General features: G+C 64.4%; 12 protein-coding genes. 3 read left to right on the plus strand and 9 right to left on the minus strand.

Annotation, left to right across the window (positions count from 1 at the left end):
* Positions 1-64: 64 nt before the first annotated feature.
* From QMY55_RS03245 to QMY55_RS03255, 3 genes are all read right to left on the minus strand, one after another.
* Complete coding sequence (locus QMY55_RS03245; protein ID WP_283487274.1) at positions 65-2,059, minus strand: FUSC family protein; 1,995 nt, start codon at positions 2,057-2,059, stop codon at positions 65-67.
* Positions 2,056-2,547 carry a MarR family winged helix-turn-helix transcriptional regulator gene (locus QMY55_RS03250; RefSeq protein WP_283487275.1) on the minus strand — a complete coding sequence of 164 codons (492 nt, stop codon included), beginning with the start codon at positions 2,545-2,547 and terminating at the stop codon, positions 2,056-2,058. Before QMY55_RS03250 ends, QMY55_RS03245 begins: the two co-directional genes overlap by 4 nt.
* Positions 2,548-2,731: 184 nt before the next feature.
* Positions 2,732-3,820: a YeiH family protein gene (locus tag QMY55_RS03255; protein WP_283487276.1), complete on the minus strand. Its 1,089-nt coding sequence runs from the start codon at positions 3,818-3,820 to the stop codon at positions 2,732-2,734.
* 259 nt (positions 3,821-4,079) lie between these two features.
* Between QMY55_RS03255 and QMY55_RS03260 the strand changes: the two genes are divergently transcribed.
* Together QMY55_RS03260 and QMY55_RS03265 are read left to right on the plus strand one after the other, a co-directional pair.
* Positions 4,080-4,994, plus strand: coding sequence for a LysR family transcriptional regulator (locus tag QMY55_RS03260; protein WP_283487277.1), 915 nt, complete (start codon positions 4,080-4,082; stop codon positions 4,992-4,994).
* A gap of 152 nt (positions 4,995-5,146) precedes the next feature.
* On the plus strand, positions 5,147-5,365 hold the full coding sequence (locus QMY55_RS03265) for a hypothetical protein (protein WP_283487278.1): 219 nt from the start codon (positions 5,147-5,149) through the stop codon (positions 5,363-5,365).
* Between the two features lie 25 nt (positions 5,366-5,390).
* Here the strand turns inward: QMY55_RS03265 and QMY55_RS03270 are convergent, their stop codons facing one another.
* Together QMY55_RS03270 and QMY55_RS03275 are read right to left on the minus strand one after the other, a co-directional pair.
* Positions 5,391-5,762: a hypothetical protein gene (locus tag QMY55_RS03270; RefSeq protein ID WP_283487279.1), complete on the minus strand. Its 372-nt coding sequence runs from the start codon at positions 5,760-5,762 to the stop codon at positions 5,391-5,393.
* A complete protein-coding gene (locus tag QMY55_RS03275; protein WP_283487280.1) occupies positions 5,759-6,262 on the minus strand; it encodes a CreA family protein in 504 nt (167 codons plus the stop codon). The genes QMY55_RS03270 and QMY55_RS03275 overlap by 4 nt, the downstream gene beginning before the upstream one ends.
* A gap of 262 nt (positions 6,263-6,524) precedes the next feature.
* Here QMY55_RS03275 and QMY55_RS03280 point away from each other — a divergent pair, with 262 nt between their 5' ends.
* Positions 6,525-7,718, plus strand: coding sequence for an MFS transporter (locus tag QMY55_RS03280; protein WP_283487281.1), 1,194 nt, complete (start codon positions 6,525-6,527; stop codon positions 7,716-7,718).
* On the opposite strand, the gene QMY55_RS03285 is transcribed toward QMY55_RS03280, so the two are convergent.
* The 4 genes from QMY55_RS03285 to QMY55_RS03300 all read right to left on the minus strand — a co-directional run bounded on the left by QMY55_RS03285 (position 7,715) and on the right by QMY55_RS03300 (position 15,583).
* Entirely contained in the window at positions 7,715-10,036 is a 2,322-nt protein-coding gene (locus QMY55_RS03285; protein WP_283487282.1) for a TonB-dependent receptor, read from the minus strand. The two genes, QMY55_RS03280 and QMY55_RS03285, sit on opposite strands and share 4 nt — an antisense overlap.
* A gap of 82 nt (positions 10,037-10,118) precedes the next feature.
* Complete coding sequence (locus QMY55_RS03290; protein ID WP_283487283.1) at positions 10,119-10,502, minus strand: DUF2946 family protein; 384 nt, start codon at positions 10,500-10,502, stop codon at positions 10,119-10,121.
* Positions 10,503-10,736: 234 nt separating this feature from the next.
* On the minus strand, positions 10,737-13,307 hold the full coding sequence (gene cphA, locus QMY55_RS03295) for a cyanophycin synthetase (RefSeq protein ID WP_283487284.1): 2,571 nt from the start codon (positions 13,305-13,307) through the stop codon (positions 10,737-10,739).
* A 95-nt stretch (positions 13,308-13,402) separates the two neighbouring features.
* A complete protein-coding gene (locus tag QMY55_RS03300) occupies positions 13,403-15,583 on the minus strand; it encodes a cyanophycin synthetase (protein ID WP_283487285.1) in 2,181 nt (726 codons plus the stop codon).
* Between the last annotated feature and the right edge of the window lie 192 nt (positions 15,584-15,775).

Consider the following 15,775-nt stretch of genomic DNA (forward strand, 5'->3'; position numbering starts at 1 on the left):
GCTGCATCGAGGAAGCCGGAAAGAAAAAAGCCGCTGTTACAGCGGCTTTTTTGGGGCCCATCAATCAGGCAATGCCAGCCGTGCTGGCAAAAAACCTCTGGTGCCCGATGATGTCCTGGGCAGCAAGCTGCAGCTGCAGGGCCTGTTCGGGCTGGCGCTGTTGTATGCGCCGGGCCAGGCCTTGCAGCAGCGGCGCAGCCTTGGCGGGGGAGCTGGGTAACTGCTGCAGTCTTTGTAGCGCACTGCGCACGCTGCGCAAGGTGCTTTCGGATAAAAGTACATCACCTTCCAGCGTATGCAGAATCAACACGGCCTTGCCTACGCGCAGCGCGGCCAGGCCGCAGTCGGCGGCTTCCTGCACGGCGGGGGCGCTGACTTTTTCGGAGGCGCGCACCAGGCGCAACAGGCGGTGGTAGAGGCGGGCGCGCCATACGCGCACGTCGCGGGCATGTGCGGGGGCCGAGGCCATGTCCTGCAGCTCGTGAACCATCATGGCGCGCAGGCCGTTGAGCCTGCCTTGCGCGGTGACGGGAAGGATGAAGCGATAGGCTGCCCAGCCGGCCAGCGGGCCGGTGACGATGGCAAAGGCCATGGACAGCGAGTGGCCCACATCCAGCTGATAGGGGAAATGCGGCGACAGCGCGAGCAGAATGACCATATTGCAGTCAAAGCCGTACAGCGTGGTGCGGCGGTGGCTGAGCAGCAGGGCGCCAAGAAAGATGAAGGGCAGCATCATCAGCACCATCTGCAATTGGCTGTTGGCAAACGGCCAGGCAAACCATTGGCAGACCAGCGCCACGCCCGCGCCCATGGCCTGGCCCAGAATCACAAAGCGCATGGTGAAGGCAGGGTTCTCGAACGAGGAGAACACGGTGATCATCACCGACAGGCCCAAGAGCATATAGGCGCCGCCATGCCAGCCGGTGACCACCCAGATCAGGCCGACCAGAAAAATGGAGCTGAAGGCCCGCAGCATGGCCCGGCGCGCGCCCACCCAGTCGCTGTGCAGGACCACGGGCAACTGGCGTGCGCGATGGTGGGCCGGCAGAGTCAGGTCGCTGGCAGCTACAAAGTGTGCCTGCAGGGCCAGGCCGATATTGCCCAGGATCTCCTCGGCATGGCCCCAGCCGGCGGCGGCGCTGCGGGCCGTGGCGATGGCGTCGATGGCGGCCAGCGGTGCAGGCTGGGTTTCGAGCAGCATGGCGGCCTGCTCCAGCGCGGCCGTCATGGCCTGGGCTTGGTCGGGCGAGAACTGGGGAGTGATGGTCTTGCCCGTGCTGTCGCGCAGCCAGAGCAGGGCCGAGATCTGGGTATTGATCAGGCGGCGCAGCGCCCGCACGGCGCGGCGCGAACGCTGTGAGCCTGCGGCATGCGGGTCCAGCCCTTCCTCGATGGCGGCCATGACGGCCAGGCGTTCGGCCAGATCCCTGGGGCTGAGGGTGCTATGCCCGCTGGCCGTGGCCTGGGCGGCTTCGGCAATATCGCGCAGCAGGCGGGCGCAGAGGCGGCGTACCCGGCCGTCGCCGGGGATTTCCGCACCCACGGGCGTGAGCAGCCAGCCCACGATCAGGGCCGCGACCACACCGGTCAGTGCGGTGAACAGGCGGTCCCAGCCCAGCTCATAGACATGGGCGGGGTTGCCGTTGTCCAGCAGGGCCACCATGGCTGCCGAGTAGCCGGAAAGCATGGTGCCGTAGGAGGCGAAGCTGCGCTGCAGATTGCCCAGGCCAGCGCAGACGCCCATCCACACGGCCAGGCCCGTGACCAGCCAGAGCAGATCGCCGTTGGCAATCAGCACCAGCACTACGCCGGCGGCCGTGCCGATGATGGTGCCGGTGATACGGAAAAAGCTTTTCTCCAGCAACTGGCCACGCAGCGGCTGGGAGGCGGCCCAGACCGTCATGCCCGCCCATTGCGGGTGCTCCAGCCCCAGGGCCCAGGCGGCGAATACGGCAATACAGGCTGCAAAGGCCGTGCGCAGATGCTGGCGCAGGCGGGCGCTGTCAAAGCCCCATCGCGTGGCGCCCTCCAGCAGGCGGTCATAGGCAGCCACGCTCATGCGCGTTCCTCGGCTTCGGTGTGAGCTTGTGTGCAGCGCTGGCTCTGCATTTGCTCGATGCGGGCGCGAATCTTGTTGACGCCGTCCAGCATGGCCTCGACCTCGGAGTCCTCAAGGTCCTGCAGCAGGCTGAGCTCGGCCTCCAGCATGGTGGCGCGTACATGGTCCACGGCACTATGGCCTTCGGCCGTGAGAAAGATGCGTTTGCTGCGGCGGTCGGCCGCGTCGGCGCGGCGCTCCACCCAGCTCTTGCCTTCGAGAATGTCCAGCAGGCGCACCAGGCTGGAGCTGTCCAGGCCCACGCGCTCGGCCAGCTCCTTTTGCGTCACGCCATCGCCCCAGGCGCGCAGGTGCAGAAGCGGCGTCCAGGTGGCATCGGTCAGGCCGCTGGCAGCCAGTTGTTCTTCAACAAAACGCCGCCATTGGCGCGTGAGGGTGACCATGAGAAAGCCCAGGCGGTCGCGGGAGGGAGCATCGGCAAAAGACATGGGCTGAATTTTGCTGCGTCATCAATTAATTTGCAATTCAAACTAATTGAGTCCGCATTGATATATAGGGTATTCCCTTGAATTTTGTGGAAGCAATAAAAAAGGAGAGCGCTTTGCGCTCTCCTTTAAAGGGTCTCCGCCCTATCAATATTTGAGTTGTACTCCGGTCAGGCGCAAGCTGCTATCAAAACAGGGTGGGAATCCACAGATTCAAAGCCAGGCCGGCGACCAGCAGCCAGATGAACAGGGCCAGTGCCAGAATCAGCGGTTTGGTGCCGGCAGCACGCACGGCGCGGATATGGGTGGTCAGACCCAGGGCAGCCATGGCCAGGGCCAGCAGCGCGTTGTCGAGTTGAATGCCGACGCTGACCACTTCCTTGGGCAGCACGCCCAGGGAGTTGATACCGGCCATCAGCACAAAGCCCAAGGCAAACCAGGGAATGGTGATCTTGTTGCCGGGCTGGCCGTTGTTCACACCCACGCTACGTTCGCTGCGCGACAGCCACATGGACAGCACCAGCAGAAACGGTGCCAGCATCATCACGCGCACCATCTTGGCGATCACGGCCGTGTCTGCGGCCTGGCTGCCTATGGCTTCGCCGGCGGCCACGACCTGGGCCACTTCGTGCACGGTGGAGCCGACGAAAACACCATACTGCTGCATGCTGGTGTCTATCCAGCCGTACTCGGCATTCCAGTGGAACAGCGCCGGGTAGAGAAAGGTGCCTATGGTGCCGAACACCACCACGGTGGCCACGGCCACAGCCACGTCTTCGGCGCGGCCCTTGGCCACGGGCTCGGTGGCCAGCACGGCGGCAGCGCCGCAGATGGAGGCGCCGGCCCCCACCAGCAAGGTGGTGCGCTTGTCCATGCCCAGCAGCTTCTGGCCTATCCATTGCGCCAGCAGAAAGGTGCTGGACAGCACCAGTGCGTCGATCACCACACCGGCCATGCCGACCTGGCCAATATCCTGAAACGTCAGGCGCAGGCCGTAGAGCACGATGCCGGTACGCAGCAGGCGGGCCTTGGTGAAGGCGATGCCGCTGCCGCACTGGCTGGCGATGGCCGGGTAGACGGTATTGCCGATGACCAGGCCGATGATGATGGCCAGCGTCAGCGCGCTCAGACCATTGTTCCTGACGGCGGGGAACTGGGCCAGCCAGGTGGCGGCAGCGGCAATGGCGCCAGCCAGCAGCAGGCCGGGAACCATGGCTGTTGTCCGGTGCATCCAACCCTGGGGCGGGCTGGCATGGGAAATAGTGCTTGTATTCATGAAACCTCCGGCTGCCTGATGCACACGGCGCGTGGCTGGCAGTGACGGGTTTCACTTTAGATTTTCTGGTTATATCTGTATAACGAATAGTTTTTGTAAGATCAATCGATAAAACAGGTAGATTGGGTGCTTGCGTTCCTGCTATTCGACTAAGCTCCTGATTTGCTTGGTAAGGCAAGCAAGTTGATCGCCCAGACAGTTCGGTGCCTTCGCTGCAAGCGGCGATTGGCCCCAGGCATTTTCCGAACACGAGTCCACCATGCTGCACCTCACCTTGCGTCAATTGGAGATTTTTTGCGCTGTAGCCCAGGCAGGGACTACGGTAGCTGCTGCAGAAGAGGTAGCACTTTCGCAATCTGCGACCAGTGCTGCGCTGCAGCAGCTGGAGTCCGGCCTGGGCGTGCCGCTGTTCGAGCGCGTGGGCAAGCGCCTGGTGCTCAACGATGCGGGCCGGGCCTTGCTGCCTCAGGCGCTGGCCGTGCTGGAGCAGACCCGGGGCATAGAGCAGGCGTTTTCGGCCAAGGCAGCCAATATGCCGGTGCGCCTGCGCGTGGCGGCCAGCACCACCATCGGCACCTACGCCCTGCCGCAGGTGCTGGCCAGGCTGGCACGCTCGCACCCGCTGGTGCGTGTGGATCTGCAGATTGCCAATACCCAGGAGGTGGGCGAAGCCGTGCAGGCGCTGGAGGTGGATCTGGGCCTGATCGAAGGCAGCAGCCATTGGCAGGGGCTGGAGGTCGAGCCCTGGCTCAGCGACGAGCTGGTCATTGTGGCCTCGCCCGGCGATTTGCTGGCCCAGCAGGCGCGCAGCAAGCCGCTGGGTGTGGCGGCGCTGCGCAAGGCCGCCTGGCTGCTGCGCGAGGCCGGCTCGGGCACGCGCGAAATGGTCGAGCATGCGCTGCTGCCGCATCTGCATCAACTGCCGGCTGCGGCCACGCTGGGCAGCTCGGAGGCGATTGCGCGCTGCGTGGAGCAGGGCCTGGGCATCAGCTGTCTGTCGCGCGTGCTGGTGGAGGCACAGTTGCAGGCCCGGACACTGGAGATCCTGCCCACCACCCTGCCGCGCATGTGGCGCAATTTCTCGCTGGTGCAGCGTGAGGGCAAGAGGCGCTCTCCAGCGCTGGAGGCTTTTGTCGCCGCCTGCCATGCCAGCGTACCGCAGGAATCTCCATGAAAACCGCCTTTTGGCATGCAACACATGCGCTGGCAGCTATGGTTTTTGCTGGTGCAGCAATTTCTTGCGTTGGGGCTTTTTGCCCCTATATTGCATAGACAAGCCCGCCACAAGTCGTGCAGCGCCGGGCCAGACAAGCAGGGAGAATCACCATGAAGACCATTGACGAAATGCTGCACCTGGACTTGCTGACCCATGAGCAGCATCTGCAGATCAGCCACTGGATTGACGCAGCCGATTCCCCCGAAGCGATCTTGCAAATGCCGGCGCTGCTATGGCAGGCCGTGGAGCGCGCCAGCCAGACCATGGGCGTGAACGAAGATCTGCAGCGCCCGCCGGCGCTGGATGCAGGCGGGCTGGCCTTCGGCTAACCGCTAGCCTAGCGGCCACGCAGGCTCAGCGCGAGCTCTTGTTCAGCATGTGAATTTGCTGACGTTCCTGTTCGCGCTGCTGCGCATTCATGGCTGACCATCTCTGCTGAAAACCGGTCAGCGCCTTGGTATAGATGCTGTCGTATTCGGCGACGCTGAAACCCAGCTGCCCGGGCATGTTCTTGCGGTGCCGGGCACGGGTTTGCTGTAGCTCTTTCTCGCTGACCAGACCGCATTTCAGGGTCTGCTCGCTCATGGTGGCCCCCGTCTCTATCAGGCTGAGCTTGATGTCGTGCTCCGAGGTATTGCCGGGAAGGGCGCGCTCAGAGGGCAGGGCATGGACCACCGGGCCGCTGAGAGCCATGGCCAGCAGATCCAGGGTGATGCCAGTCTTCATTTCTTGAGCGGGATGGGCGTGCCGTGGGGCACGGCCACGGCCGTCACGCTGTTCTGGGGCGAGCCTTCGATGACGCGGTCGGAATAGGTCATATAGACCAGGGCATTGCGCTTGGCGTCCACCATGCGCACCACGCGCAGGCGCTTGAACAGCAGCGAGGTGCGCTCGGTAAACACTTCTTCCTGCTGCTTGAGCGGCTCGGTAATCTGTATGCCTGCCGTGGCCTGGCAGACGATGGAGGCTTCGGAGCGGTCCTCGGCCAGACCCAGGCCGCCCTTGATGCCGCCGGTCTTGGCGCGCGAGACGTAGCAGGTCACGCCCTGTACCTTGGGGTCGTCATAGGCATCGACCACGATTTTGTGATCGGGGCCAATCCATTTGAAGACGGTATCCACGGCGCCGATCTGTTCGGCATGGCTCATGCCCACAAAGGCCATGGTTCCAACGGTGGCTGCAGCGGCAACAAGAACGGCGGAAAGAATTTTCATGGGGGTGCGCATGGGTGAGAGCAGAGTTGAAAGAAATTAAGGGTTAACCCTTGTTTGCTGACAGGGAATTGTGCCTGATCGCCGCCGAAAAAGCGGTGCTCTGGGGACAATACAGCTCTGCCGCGGCGCTTGCTCGTCTGCATGGCAATACAGATTCCCGGGGTGCTTCGTCAGCACCAGCCAAATCTCCCGGGTGCGCCGACCTGCTCGGAACGCACCAATCCTCTTGCTTTCTTTGGTATGCCGCAGCCGTTCTGGCCGTGGCTGGTTTTCCATGTCATCTCCAAAATCCGCGCCCGGTCTGGGCGCTTCTTCGTTGTTGCTGATGGCTCTGGCCTGCGGTTTGTGCGCGGGCGGTAATTATTTCAATCAGCCGCTGCTGCATTCCATTGCTCAGCACTTCGAGGTCGCCGAATCGGCGGCGGCCGCCAGTGTGACGCTGGCCCAGGTGGCCTATGCCTGCGGCTTGCTGCTGCTGGCGCCCCTGGGCGACAAGCTGCAGCGGCGCGGTCTGGCCGTCACGCTGATGCTGCTGGCGGCCTTGGGCCAGGCTCTGTGCGGGCTGGCGGGCAATCTGAATCTGTTTTTGCTGGGCACGCTGATGGCGGGCCTGTTTTCGGTGGCAGCACAGGTGCTGGTGCCCATGGCCGCAGCGCTGGCGCAACCGGGCCAGAGTGGCCGCGCCGTGGGCTGGGTGATGAGCGGGCTGCTGCTGGGTATTCTGCTGGCGCGCAGCGTGGCCGGTGTGGTGTCAGACACCTGGGGCTGGCAAGCCGTGTACCAGGGCGCTGCTCTGGTGATGACCGTGGTGGCTTTGTGGCTGTGGAAGGCGCTGCCTGCATCGCGTAACCCCAGCCCCGCCAGTTATCCCCAGGTGCTGGGCAGCATGTGGCAACTGCTGCGCAGCCAGCCGGGTCTGCGTCAGCGCACTCTGGTCAGCGCGCTGGCGTTTGCCTCCTGCAGCGTGCTTTTTTCCACCATGGCGCTGCAGCTGTCTGCCGGGCCACTGGGGCTGGATGACGGGCAGATCGGCTTGATCGGTCTGGCCGGAGCCGCGGGTGCACTGGTCGCCACGCAGGCCGGGCGACTGGTGGACAAGGGCCTGGGCCGCGTGAGCTGCGCCATCGGCGCGCTGGCCCTGCTGCTGTCCTGGCCCATGTTGTGGTGGGGTGGTGCGCACCTGGGCTGGTTTGTGTTGGGCATGGTGGTGATTGATCTTGGCCTGCAATGCCTGAACATCACCAACCAGGCCACGGTGTCCCAACTGCTGCCCGCGGCGCGCGGGCGCATGCATGCCGTCTATATGACGGGCTACTTCACGGGCGCGGCCGCAGGCTCGGCGCTGGGCACGCTGGCCTGGCGCATCAACGGCTGGCAGGGGGCCTGCGCGCTGGGCGTGGTGCTGGCCGTCATGGCAGGTCTTGGCACTTTCAGCATGCGCAAGACCCACCGTTTGCAAGCCGCTTAAAGATCCCAGCGCAGCGAGGCCGTATAGGTGCGCTGCGGGTAGGGATGGAAGTTCCAGTACTGGTAGTTGTTGAGATTGTCTATGCCAAAGGCTGCCGATAGCTGCTTGTCGATCTGGTAGCGGGCGCGCAGGTCGACGGTGAAGTATTTGCTGGCCCCCATATAGGTGCTGGCATTGACATCGCTGTTGTCCAGATTCGAGTACTGGCGGCCGCTGTAGCGCGCAGCCACCGTCAGTGCCCAGCGGTCCGTGGGCTGATAGGTGGCCCAGGCCGTGGCGCGCCAGCGCGGCACGCGGGGCTGCCACTTGCCCACGCTGGCGGGGTTGGCGGCATTGGCCACGATCTGGGAGTCGGCCCAGGTCAGGCTGCCGCCCAGGTCCAGTCCGCGAAGCCCTATGGATCGTCCGACGGACTGCGCCGAGTAAGACAGCTCCAGCCCCGTGGTGCGCACCTTGTCCACGTTCTGCACGGCCGAGGTGGTGCTGCCCGGAATCAGCTGACTGTAGAGCGCGTCGCGCGTGCTCTCATGAAACAGCGTGGCGCGCAGCAGGCCATTGCCAAGGTCCTGCTCTGCAGAGAGTTCACTGGTCCAGGAGCGCTCGGGTTTCAGATTCGGGTTGTTGATAAAGGACAGCGCACCGCCCGAGGTCGCGCCATACAGCTCGCCCACAGTGGGAAAGCGCACCGAGCGGCCCAGCGATGCCTTGAGCGTGGTGTTGCGGGCCAGCTGGTACGCCAGTGCCGCCTTGGGCGAGAAATGCGATTCGCTACGCTTGTCATAGCCGAGCTGGCTGCTGGCCGTGGCGGTGTGGCCGTCGCTGGCCGTCCAGTCTTCCCAGCGCAGGCCCAGCACGGACTTCCACCTGGAGGAAATCTTCCAGCTGTCCTGCGCCCAGAGGTAGCGCGTCTCGCTGCGGCCGCCGACCTGGCTGACCAGGGCTTGCGGATTCGCGGGGCCGGATTGCCAGTCGCCCAGCACGCCGTATTTGCGAATGTCTAGCTTGTAGGCATCGCGGCCCGCGCCAAAGTCCACAATATGCGCGCCCTGCAGGCCGTCGGGCCGCCAGGTGCCCTTGGCGGCGACGGTGTTCCAGCCCGTGCCGTTCTGATCCTGCAAGGTGCCGGCACCGCCTTGGGCTGCAGCAGGCAGGGCGATGGTGGGTACGCGTTGCTGGTCCTTGCCGTAGTCGTAGAGGCTGGCGCTGAGTTCCCAGTCAAAAGTCTCGCGTGCGTGGCTTTTGAGAGAGACGCCATGCATGGTGTGGGTCTGGCTGTCCCGGCTCAGGCCAAAGGCCGTGGGCGACACCATATAGCTCTTGCCATCGATATTGATGGGGCCGCTGTAGACGGTCTGGCCGTCGGGGCCTTTGAGATAGCTCTCGGCCCGGCCTTTGGCGCTGTTCTGCCACCAGCCCAGCGTGTAACTGGCGCGCAGCGTGGGCGTGATGTCATAGGCCAGCTTGATCTTGGCGTGATCCTGCTGCGTGTGGTACTGGGTGCCTGCACCCAGGATGTACCAGGGTTGGTTGGTGGTGTTCAGTCCTGCGATGGCGCCTGTCACTGGCGTGCCCGCGCTGCCTGCCGAGCCGGCCGATTGCAGCACAAAGGGAAAGGTCAACGGCTGGCTGTGGCTGTCCGTATGGTTGAGGTTGATCCAGAACGACCAGGGACCGCTTCTGCTGCCGATGGAGGCGCTGCTGTTCCAGCTGCTGTAGTGGCCGCTGCTGCCCAGCACATTGCTGCTGGGTTGGGACGAGTAGCCGGCTGCCACATGGGCTTCGAGCTTGTCGGGCATGCGCGTCACATAGTCCACCACGGCACCGGCGGAGTTGCCCGGGTAGGCCGCCGAGAACGGGCCGTACATCACATCGACGCGCTCGATTTCCTCGGGTGTGACAAGGCCCCAGCGCGGCGCGTAGTTGGTGCCGTTGGCAATGCCATTGCCCAGATAGTTGGACAGCAGAATACCGTCGGCATAGACGACCGAGCGTGCGCTGTTGCCCGTGCCCGAAGCCCGCGTGGAGAGGATGGCGTGGTTGTAGTCGCCGATATAGCGCTTGCGCACCAACAGGCTGGGCATGTATTTGAGCGCGTCCTCGCTGTCGGTGGCATTGATGCGGGTCTCTATCTCCTCGCGCGTGATGCCTTCTATCGTGGTCGGAATCTGCGTGGGCAGCGAGCTGGGCTGGCCGCCGGTAACGGTGACCATGCCCAGCTCTCTGCTGCGCTCGGGTGCTTCGGAAATGTCCTGCGCGCTTTGCGCCAGGCATGGCCATGCGATGCCACCCGCCATGAGTGGCAATAAAAACTTCTTCATGCAATGTCCCCGGAGCGCTTTGGCTCCTATGAATCTGATAGCGGCCTGCGCAGATCAGGTCTGCGCCAGAGCCGGAAATGGTTCAGATTCCAGCAGGGGGTGGCCCGCGCGCGGGCAGAGGGTCGGCGGTAATCGACGCGATGCGAGCCCGCTCCACGGGCTGAAGCGCATGCCAAAGAGGTGATGCCGCTGGGGGCGGCAACTGCAGCGCGGGCGGCGGTGGCGCTGCATGGGGCAGACACATGGGGCAATCAAGATGTCCTGCACCCAGAACGATGTGATCGCTGCTGCCGTCCTCACCGATGACGATCAGCTTCACGGCGCCGGTGCTGGTACAGATCAGCTCAAAGCCATGCGGCTGAACCAGCGGCGACGCCACGGCGGCGCCCATGGACAGTGCAAACCATGCCAGCACGCACCGGCCCAGCAGGCAGGTGGCAATGCGGCGAAACGATTGCAAAGTCATGGCTGGCATCATAAAGATTCACCGTCATGCCTGAAACATGCTGCAAACGCTTGCTGCATCTGCGCAACATGCTCTGCTTTCCATAACAAAACCCGGCCTGGGCCGGGTTGAGTTCAAGGGAGCAGAGCCAGTAAAACTGGCGCACCCCAAGCGAGAGACAGCCAGCAAGCGCCGCCGCGCAGCAAAGGCTGTCGTCCCCCTCGTGAGGGGGAAGGCGCAAAGCGCCTCAGGGGGTTACTGCTGCTCTACATGTTTTCTCAGGTGTTCCAACGCCTCTTCCACCTGATCCACCAGCACCAGGCACAGATCGCCGGGTTGCAGGCGGGCAAGGGCATGATCGATGGCGAGGAATTCGCCGTGGATTTCGGTGCTGTAGCTGGTGCGGGCAGCGCCTTCCAGGCCCTTGCGCAGCAGACCCAGCACTTCGCCGTCTTCGCGGCCGCGCTGGCAGGCATCCTGGTAGAGGATCACGTCGTCGAACACCTTGCCCAGGATCTGGGTCTGCTCGACGATGTCCTGGTCGCGGCGGTCGCCGGCGCCGGAAATCACCACGCTGCGCTTCTTGGCAGGCATGGCTTCTACGGCCTGCACCAGCGCGCGCATGGCGTCGGGGTTGTGGCCGTAGTCGGCAATGATGGTCGCGCCCTTGTAATCCATCACGTTGAAACGTGCCGGGGCGTTGTCGCTGTCGTTGAGGAAGCCGGCCAGGCCGCGGCGAATGGTCTGCCAGGGCAGGCCGGACGCCCAGGCCGCACCGATGGAGGCCATGATGTTCTCCACCTGGAAGGTGATGGTGCCGCCCCGGGTCAGCGGAATCTCGCGCAGCGGGATCGATTCGCGCCACGAACCTTCTGCCGCCACGATGGAGTCTCCGTCCACATAGACCACGCGGCTGCCCTGGGCGCGGTGCGTGGCCATGACGGGGTGGTGGCGGTCGGCGGCAAAGAAGATGACCTTGCCGGGGCAGACATGGGCCATGGCGGCGACCAGAGGGTCGGCCGCGTTGAGCACCGCATAGCCGGTGGGAGCCACGTTCTGCACGATGACGCGCTTGAGAACGCTGACATCTTCCTTGGTGGTGATGAAGTTCAGACCCAGGTGGTCGCCTTCGCCCACATTGGTGACCACGGCGACCTGGCAGCGGTCAAAGCCCAGGCCTTCGCGCAGAATGCCGCCGCGTGCGCATTCGAGCACGGCTGCGTCGGTCTCGGGGTGGGCCAGGGCGTTGCGGGCGCTCTTGGGGCCCGAGCAGTCGCCGCTGTCGATCTGGCGGCCGTTGACCCACACGCCATCGGTATTGGTCATGGCGGTACGCCAGCCATGCGAGGTGAACAGATGGGCGATCACGCGCGTGGTCGTGGTCTTGCCATTGGTGCCGGTGACGGCGACCAGCGGAATGCGGCCATCGTCGCCAGGGGCAAACAGTTCGTCCACCATGGGCACGCCCACATTGCGAGGACGGCCGAAGGAGGGCGCCAGATGCATGCGCAGGCCGGGGGCGGCGTTCACTTCCACAATGCCGCCGCTTTGCTCTTCCAGGGGCTTGAGCATGGTTTCGCACACCACGTCCACGCCGCAGATATGCAGTCCGATAGTCTGTGCGGCTTCAATCGCGCGTGCCGCGATTTCGGGATGTACGTCATCGGTCACATCGGTGGCGCTGCCGCCGGTGGACAGATTGGCGTTGTTGCGCAGCACCACGCGCTGGCCCTGGGCGGGCACGGAGTCGGGGCTCAATCCTTCGGAGGCAATGCGCGCGATGGCGATGTCGTCGAGACGGATCTTGGTCAGTGCCGTACCGTGGCCCGAGCCGCGGCGCGGATCCTGGTTGACGATGTTCACCAGCTCGCGGATGGTGTGGGTGCCGTCACCCAGCACTTGCGGGGGCTCGCGGCGGGCGGCAGCAACCAGCTGGCCGCCGACGACCAGCATGCGGAAGTCATGGCCGGGCAGAAAGCGCTCGACCAGAATCTCGTCGCCAAATTCGCTGGCCACCTTGTAGGCGGCTTCCAGGCCTTCGCGGGTCGTGATGTTGACCACCACGCCCTTGCCCTGGTTGCCGTCCTGGGGCTTGACCACCACGGGCAGGCCTACCTCCTGGGCTACGGCCCAGGCGTCTTCCACGTCGGTCACGGGGCGGCCCATGGGCACGGGCACGCCGGCGGCATGCAGCAGGCGCTTGGTCAGGTCCTTGTCCTGGGCAATCGATTCGGCCACGGCGCTGGTGGAGTCCAGCTCGGCGGCCTGGAAGCGGCGCGCACGCGAGCCCCAGCCCAGTTGCACCAGCGAACCGCTGGTCAGGCGGCGAAACGGTATGCCACGGGCCACGGCGGCGTCAACGATGGCGCCGGTCGAGGGGCCGATGCGGTCGTCCTCGTCGAGTTCGCGCAGCTCGGCAATCGTGGCCTCGGCATCGAAGGGCGTGCCGTTCAGCGCGGCCTGGATCAAGGCTTCGGCGCGCTCCATGGCCAGCTTGCCCACGGCCTCTTCGGTGTACTCGACCACCACCTGGAAGGTACCGTGCTCCACGGTCTCATGGGTGCGGCTGAAGGTGACGGGGCAGCCTGCCTGGGCCTGCAGCGACAGGGCGGCGACTTCCAGCACATGGGCCAGTGACAGGCGCTGGTCTGCGCCATGGGGCTGCAGGGGGCCGATGGTGGGGAAACGCGCGCGCAGCCTGTCTTCGAAGCCGGGCATGGCGGTGTACAGCAGCTCGCTGTCGTCACAGTGCACGATGGCCTCAATGGCGGTGCTGCGGGTCCAGAGGTTGGGGCCACGCAGGGCTCTGGTGCGGGTGATCTGCATAGTTTTCTTTCAGCTGAATTTCAAGCTTTTTCTTGGTCTAGAGCTTATCTGGCAAGCGCTAGCAGCTATATCTATTGAAGCGTTCTAGGGCGCAATCAAGCCTGGTACTCAAAGGTTTTGATGCCGGCGCCGATCAGATCGGGCGTGATGTCCAGCGCCCAGGCCGTGGCAATCGCGGCCAGCAGCGCAGGGGTATCAGGCTTTTTACCGCCGGGCAGCGACAAGGCATCGAGTGTGCCCAGCACGCGCTCCTGCGTGCCGGTGGCCAGCACCACGTTGTTGCCCTTGACGAAGACGGCGCGGCCACCTTCATGCTGGGCTTCGGTGTTGGCGCGGTGGGTGGCCACGGCCTCATTGGCGGCATCCATCGAGTAGAGGATCACTTCGCCGTCGCAGAGCTCGGCCAGGTCGGCCACTTCGGGCAGGTCGGCGTTCAGCACGCCGGCACCCTCGTCCAGCACCACATCGATCTGGGTGCGCATCACGCGGCGCATCTGGCCTGGCTCCAGCACATCGTGGTCGGCCAGCTGTTCGTAACCGTCCATATCGGTGACCACGCCCACCAGGCAGCGGTCATAGGCTAGGCCTTCTTCCAGAATGGAGCGGGCCGTGGTCTGAATCACGGCGGCCTGGGCCAGACGGTTGGTCAGCAGGCGATGGGCGCCTGCCCAGTTGCCGGTATTGGTCTTTTGCGTCTGGCGGTTGGCGATGAACATGCCTTCGCTGCTGGCCACGCCCGTGAGCTTGCCCGACAGCTGCAGCAGCCAGCCCACGAGGCGGGCGATAAAGGCGTTGTTGCGCGTGCCGACAATGCCTGCGATGGGGATTCGGCCAGCGCCGGAACCGTCTTCACGTGGGAAAAGGTGGTCGGCAATCGCCATGCCCACGGGGCGCGGTGCGCCGCTGGTGGGCTTGAGGTGCATCAGCAGGCCGGGGCCGGCATTGACTTCCAGGATCGCGCCCTGGCCCTGCATGGGCTGGGAAACGTCCTTGAGGATCATGTCCATGCCGGCGATATCGAGGCCCACGATTTTTGCAGCCAGCACGGCGTAGTAGGCCACGTCGGGGTGCACGTCGTCCAGGCAGTCGATGGCCATATTGCCGTTGCGCTGCAGCAGCACGGCCTGACCCTGGGGGATCACGCTGTCGGGAGTCACATGCTGGCGGTTGAGTTCGAGCTTGACGGCGCCGGCTTCGAGGTTGATCCAGTCCAGCGGATATTCCTGCTCGGGGCCGCGGCGGGGGTCCTGGTTCAGCACCTCGACCAGCTCGCGCAGCGTGGCCTTGCCGTTGCCGTAGACGGAAACGGTCTCGCCCTTGGTTGCGGCAACGACCTTGCCGCCCACCACCAGCAGGCGGTGCTCCACGCCGTCGATGAATTTTTCGACGATCACGTCTGAGCCTTCGGGCTCGGCCAACGCAAACGCGGCCTTGATGTCGGCTTCCTGGGACAGTTCCAGCGTCACGCCACGGGCGTGGTTGCCGTCCGAGGGCTTGACGGTCACGGGAAAGCCGATGTCCTGAGCCACTTCCCAGGCCTCTTCGGGGCTGTGCACGATCTGCCCCTCGGGCACGGGCACGCCGCAGGCGGCCAGCAGGCGCTTGGTGAAGTCTTTGTCCTGGGCAATCCCTTCGGCAATCGCGCTGGTCTGGTCGGACTCGGCCGTCCAGATGCGGCGCTGTGCGGCGCCATAGCCCAGTTGCACCAGGTTGCCGTCGTTCAGGCGGATATGGGGGATGCGGCGCTCGGTTGCGGCATCGACGATGCAGCCGGTCGAGGGGCCCAGGTAGCGGTCGTTGATCGCTGTCTTGATGGCGTGAACGGCAGGCTTGAGATCGAACTTCTCGTCATTGATGGCTGCCATCAGCAGCTTGTGACCCTGCTCCAGCGCCACGCGGGCCACGGCCTCTTCGGGGCAGCGGAACACCATGCGGTAGACGCCGCGCTTGGAAATTTCACGCGTCTGGCCGAATTCGGCAGGCATGCCGGCCAGGTTCAGCAATTCGATGATCACATGCTCCAGCACATGGCCCATCCAGGTGCCGCCTTCCAGGCGCTGAATGAAGCCACCGCGTTCGCCCACGCCGCAGGTGTGCTCGATCAGGTCGGGCAGCCAGGCGGTCAGACGTTCGTTGAGGCCGGGAATCTTGTTGGACGGAAAGTCTTCCAGCTCTCCCAGATCCAGCCAGACTTCCAGTACCGGGCGGTAGGTCCAGACACTGGGGCCACGCAGGAAAGTAGTGCGCAAGAGTTGGATGTCGTTGAGTTTCGCCATGTCAGTCAGCGGATAGATGGGGGGAGAACAGGATTTTTTAGAATCCTGCCCAAGATGGATTGGCATTGTGCGCTCAGAATTTGCATTCCGGAGCGTGTCAGCCTAAACGCAGGTTCGCGCGTTAACCAGGATGTATCGAGCGTCACGCACAGCCACATTCACCATGTCGATGCGGTTGCCCGCATGACTCTT

It is taken from the genome of Comamonas resistens (genome assembly GCF_030064165.1).
GTDB classification, from domain to species: domain Bacteria; phylum Pseudomonadota; class Gammaproteobacteria; order Burkholderiales; family Burkholderiaceae_C; genus Comamonas; species Comamonas resistens.

Coding starts and splice junctions, on each gene's coding strand:
- QMY55_RS03300 (WP_283487285.1), bottom strand. CDS start 15,583: ATGGCGAAACTCAACGACATCCAACTCTTGCGCACTACTTTCCTGCGT.
- QMY55_RS03260 (WP_283487277.1), top strand. CDS start 4,080: ATGCTGCACCTCACCTTGCGTCAATTGGAGATTTTTTGCGCTGTAGCC.
- cphA (WP_283487284.1), bottom strand. CDS start 13,307: ATGCAGATCACCCGCACCAGAGCCCTGCGTGGCCCCAACCTCTGGACC.
- QMY55_RS03280 (WP_283487281.1), top strand. CDS start 6,525: ATGTCATCTCCAAAATCCGCGCCCGGTCTGGGCGCTTCTTCGTTGTTG.
- QMY55_RS03250 (WP_283487275.1), bottom strand. CDS start 2,547: ATGTCTTTTGCCGATGCTCCCTCCCGCGACCGCCTGGGCTTTCTCATG.
- QMY55_RS03285 (WP_283487282.1), bottom strand. CDS start 10,036: ATGAAGAAGTTTTTATTGCCACTCATGGCGGGTGGCATCGCATGGCCA.
- QMY55_RS03265 (WP_283487278.1), top strand. CDS start 5,147: ATGAAGACCATTGACGAAATGCTGCACCTGGACTTGCTGACCCATGAG.
- QMY55_RS03275 (WP_283487280.1), bottom strand. CDS start 6,262: ATGCGCACCCCCATGAAAATTCTTTCCGCCGTTCTTGTTGCCGCTGCA.
- QMY55_RS03270 (WP_283487279.1), bottom strand. CDS start 5,762: ATGAAGACTGGCATCACCCTGGATCTGCTGGCCATGGCTCTCAGCGGC.
- QMY55_RS03290 (WP_283487283.1), bottom strand. CDS start 10,502: ATGACTTTGCAATCGTTTCGCCGCATTGCCACCTGCCTGCTGGGCCGG.
- QMY55_RS03255 (WP_283487276.1), bottom strand. CDS start 3,820: ATGAATACAAGCACTATTTCCCATGCCAGCCCGCCCCAGGGTTGGATG.
- QMY55_RS03245 (WP_283487274.1), bottom strand. CDS start 2,059: ATGAGCGTGGCTGCCTATGACCGCCTGCTGGAGGGCGCCACGCGATGG.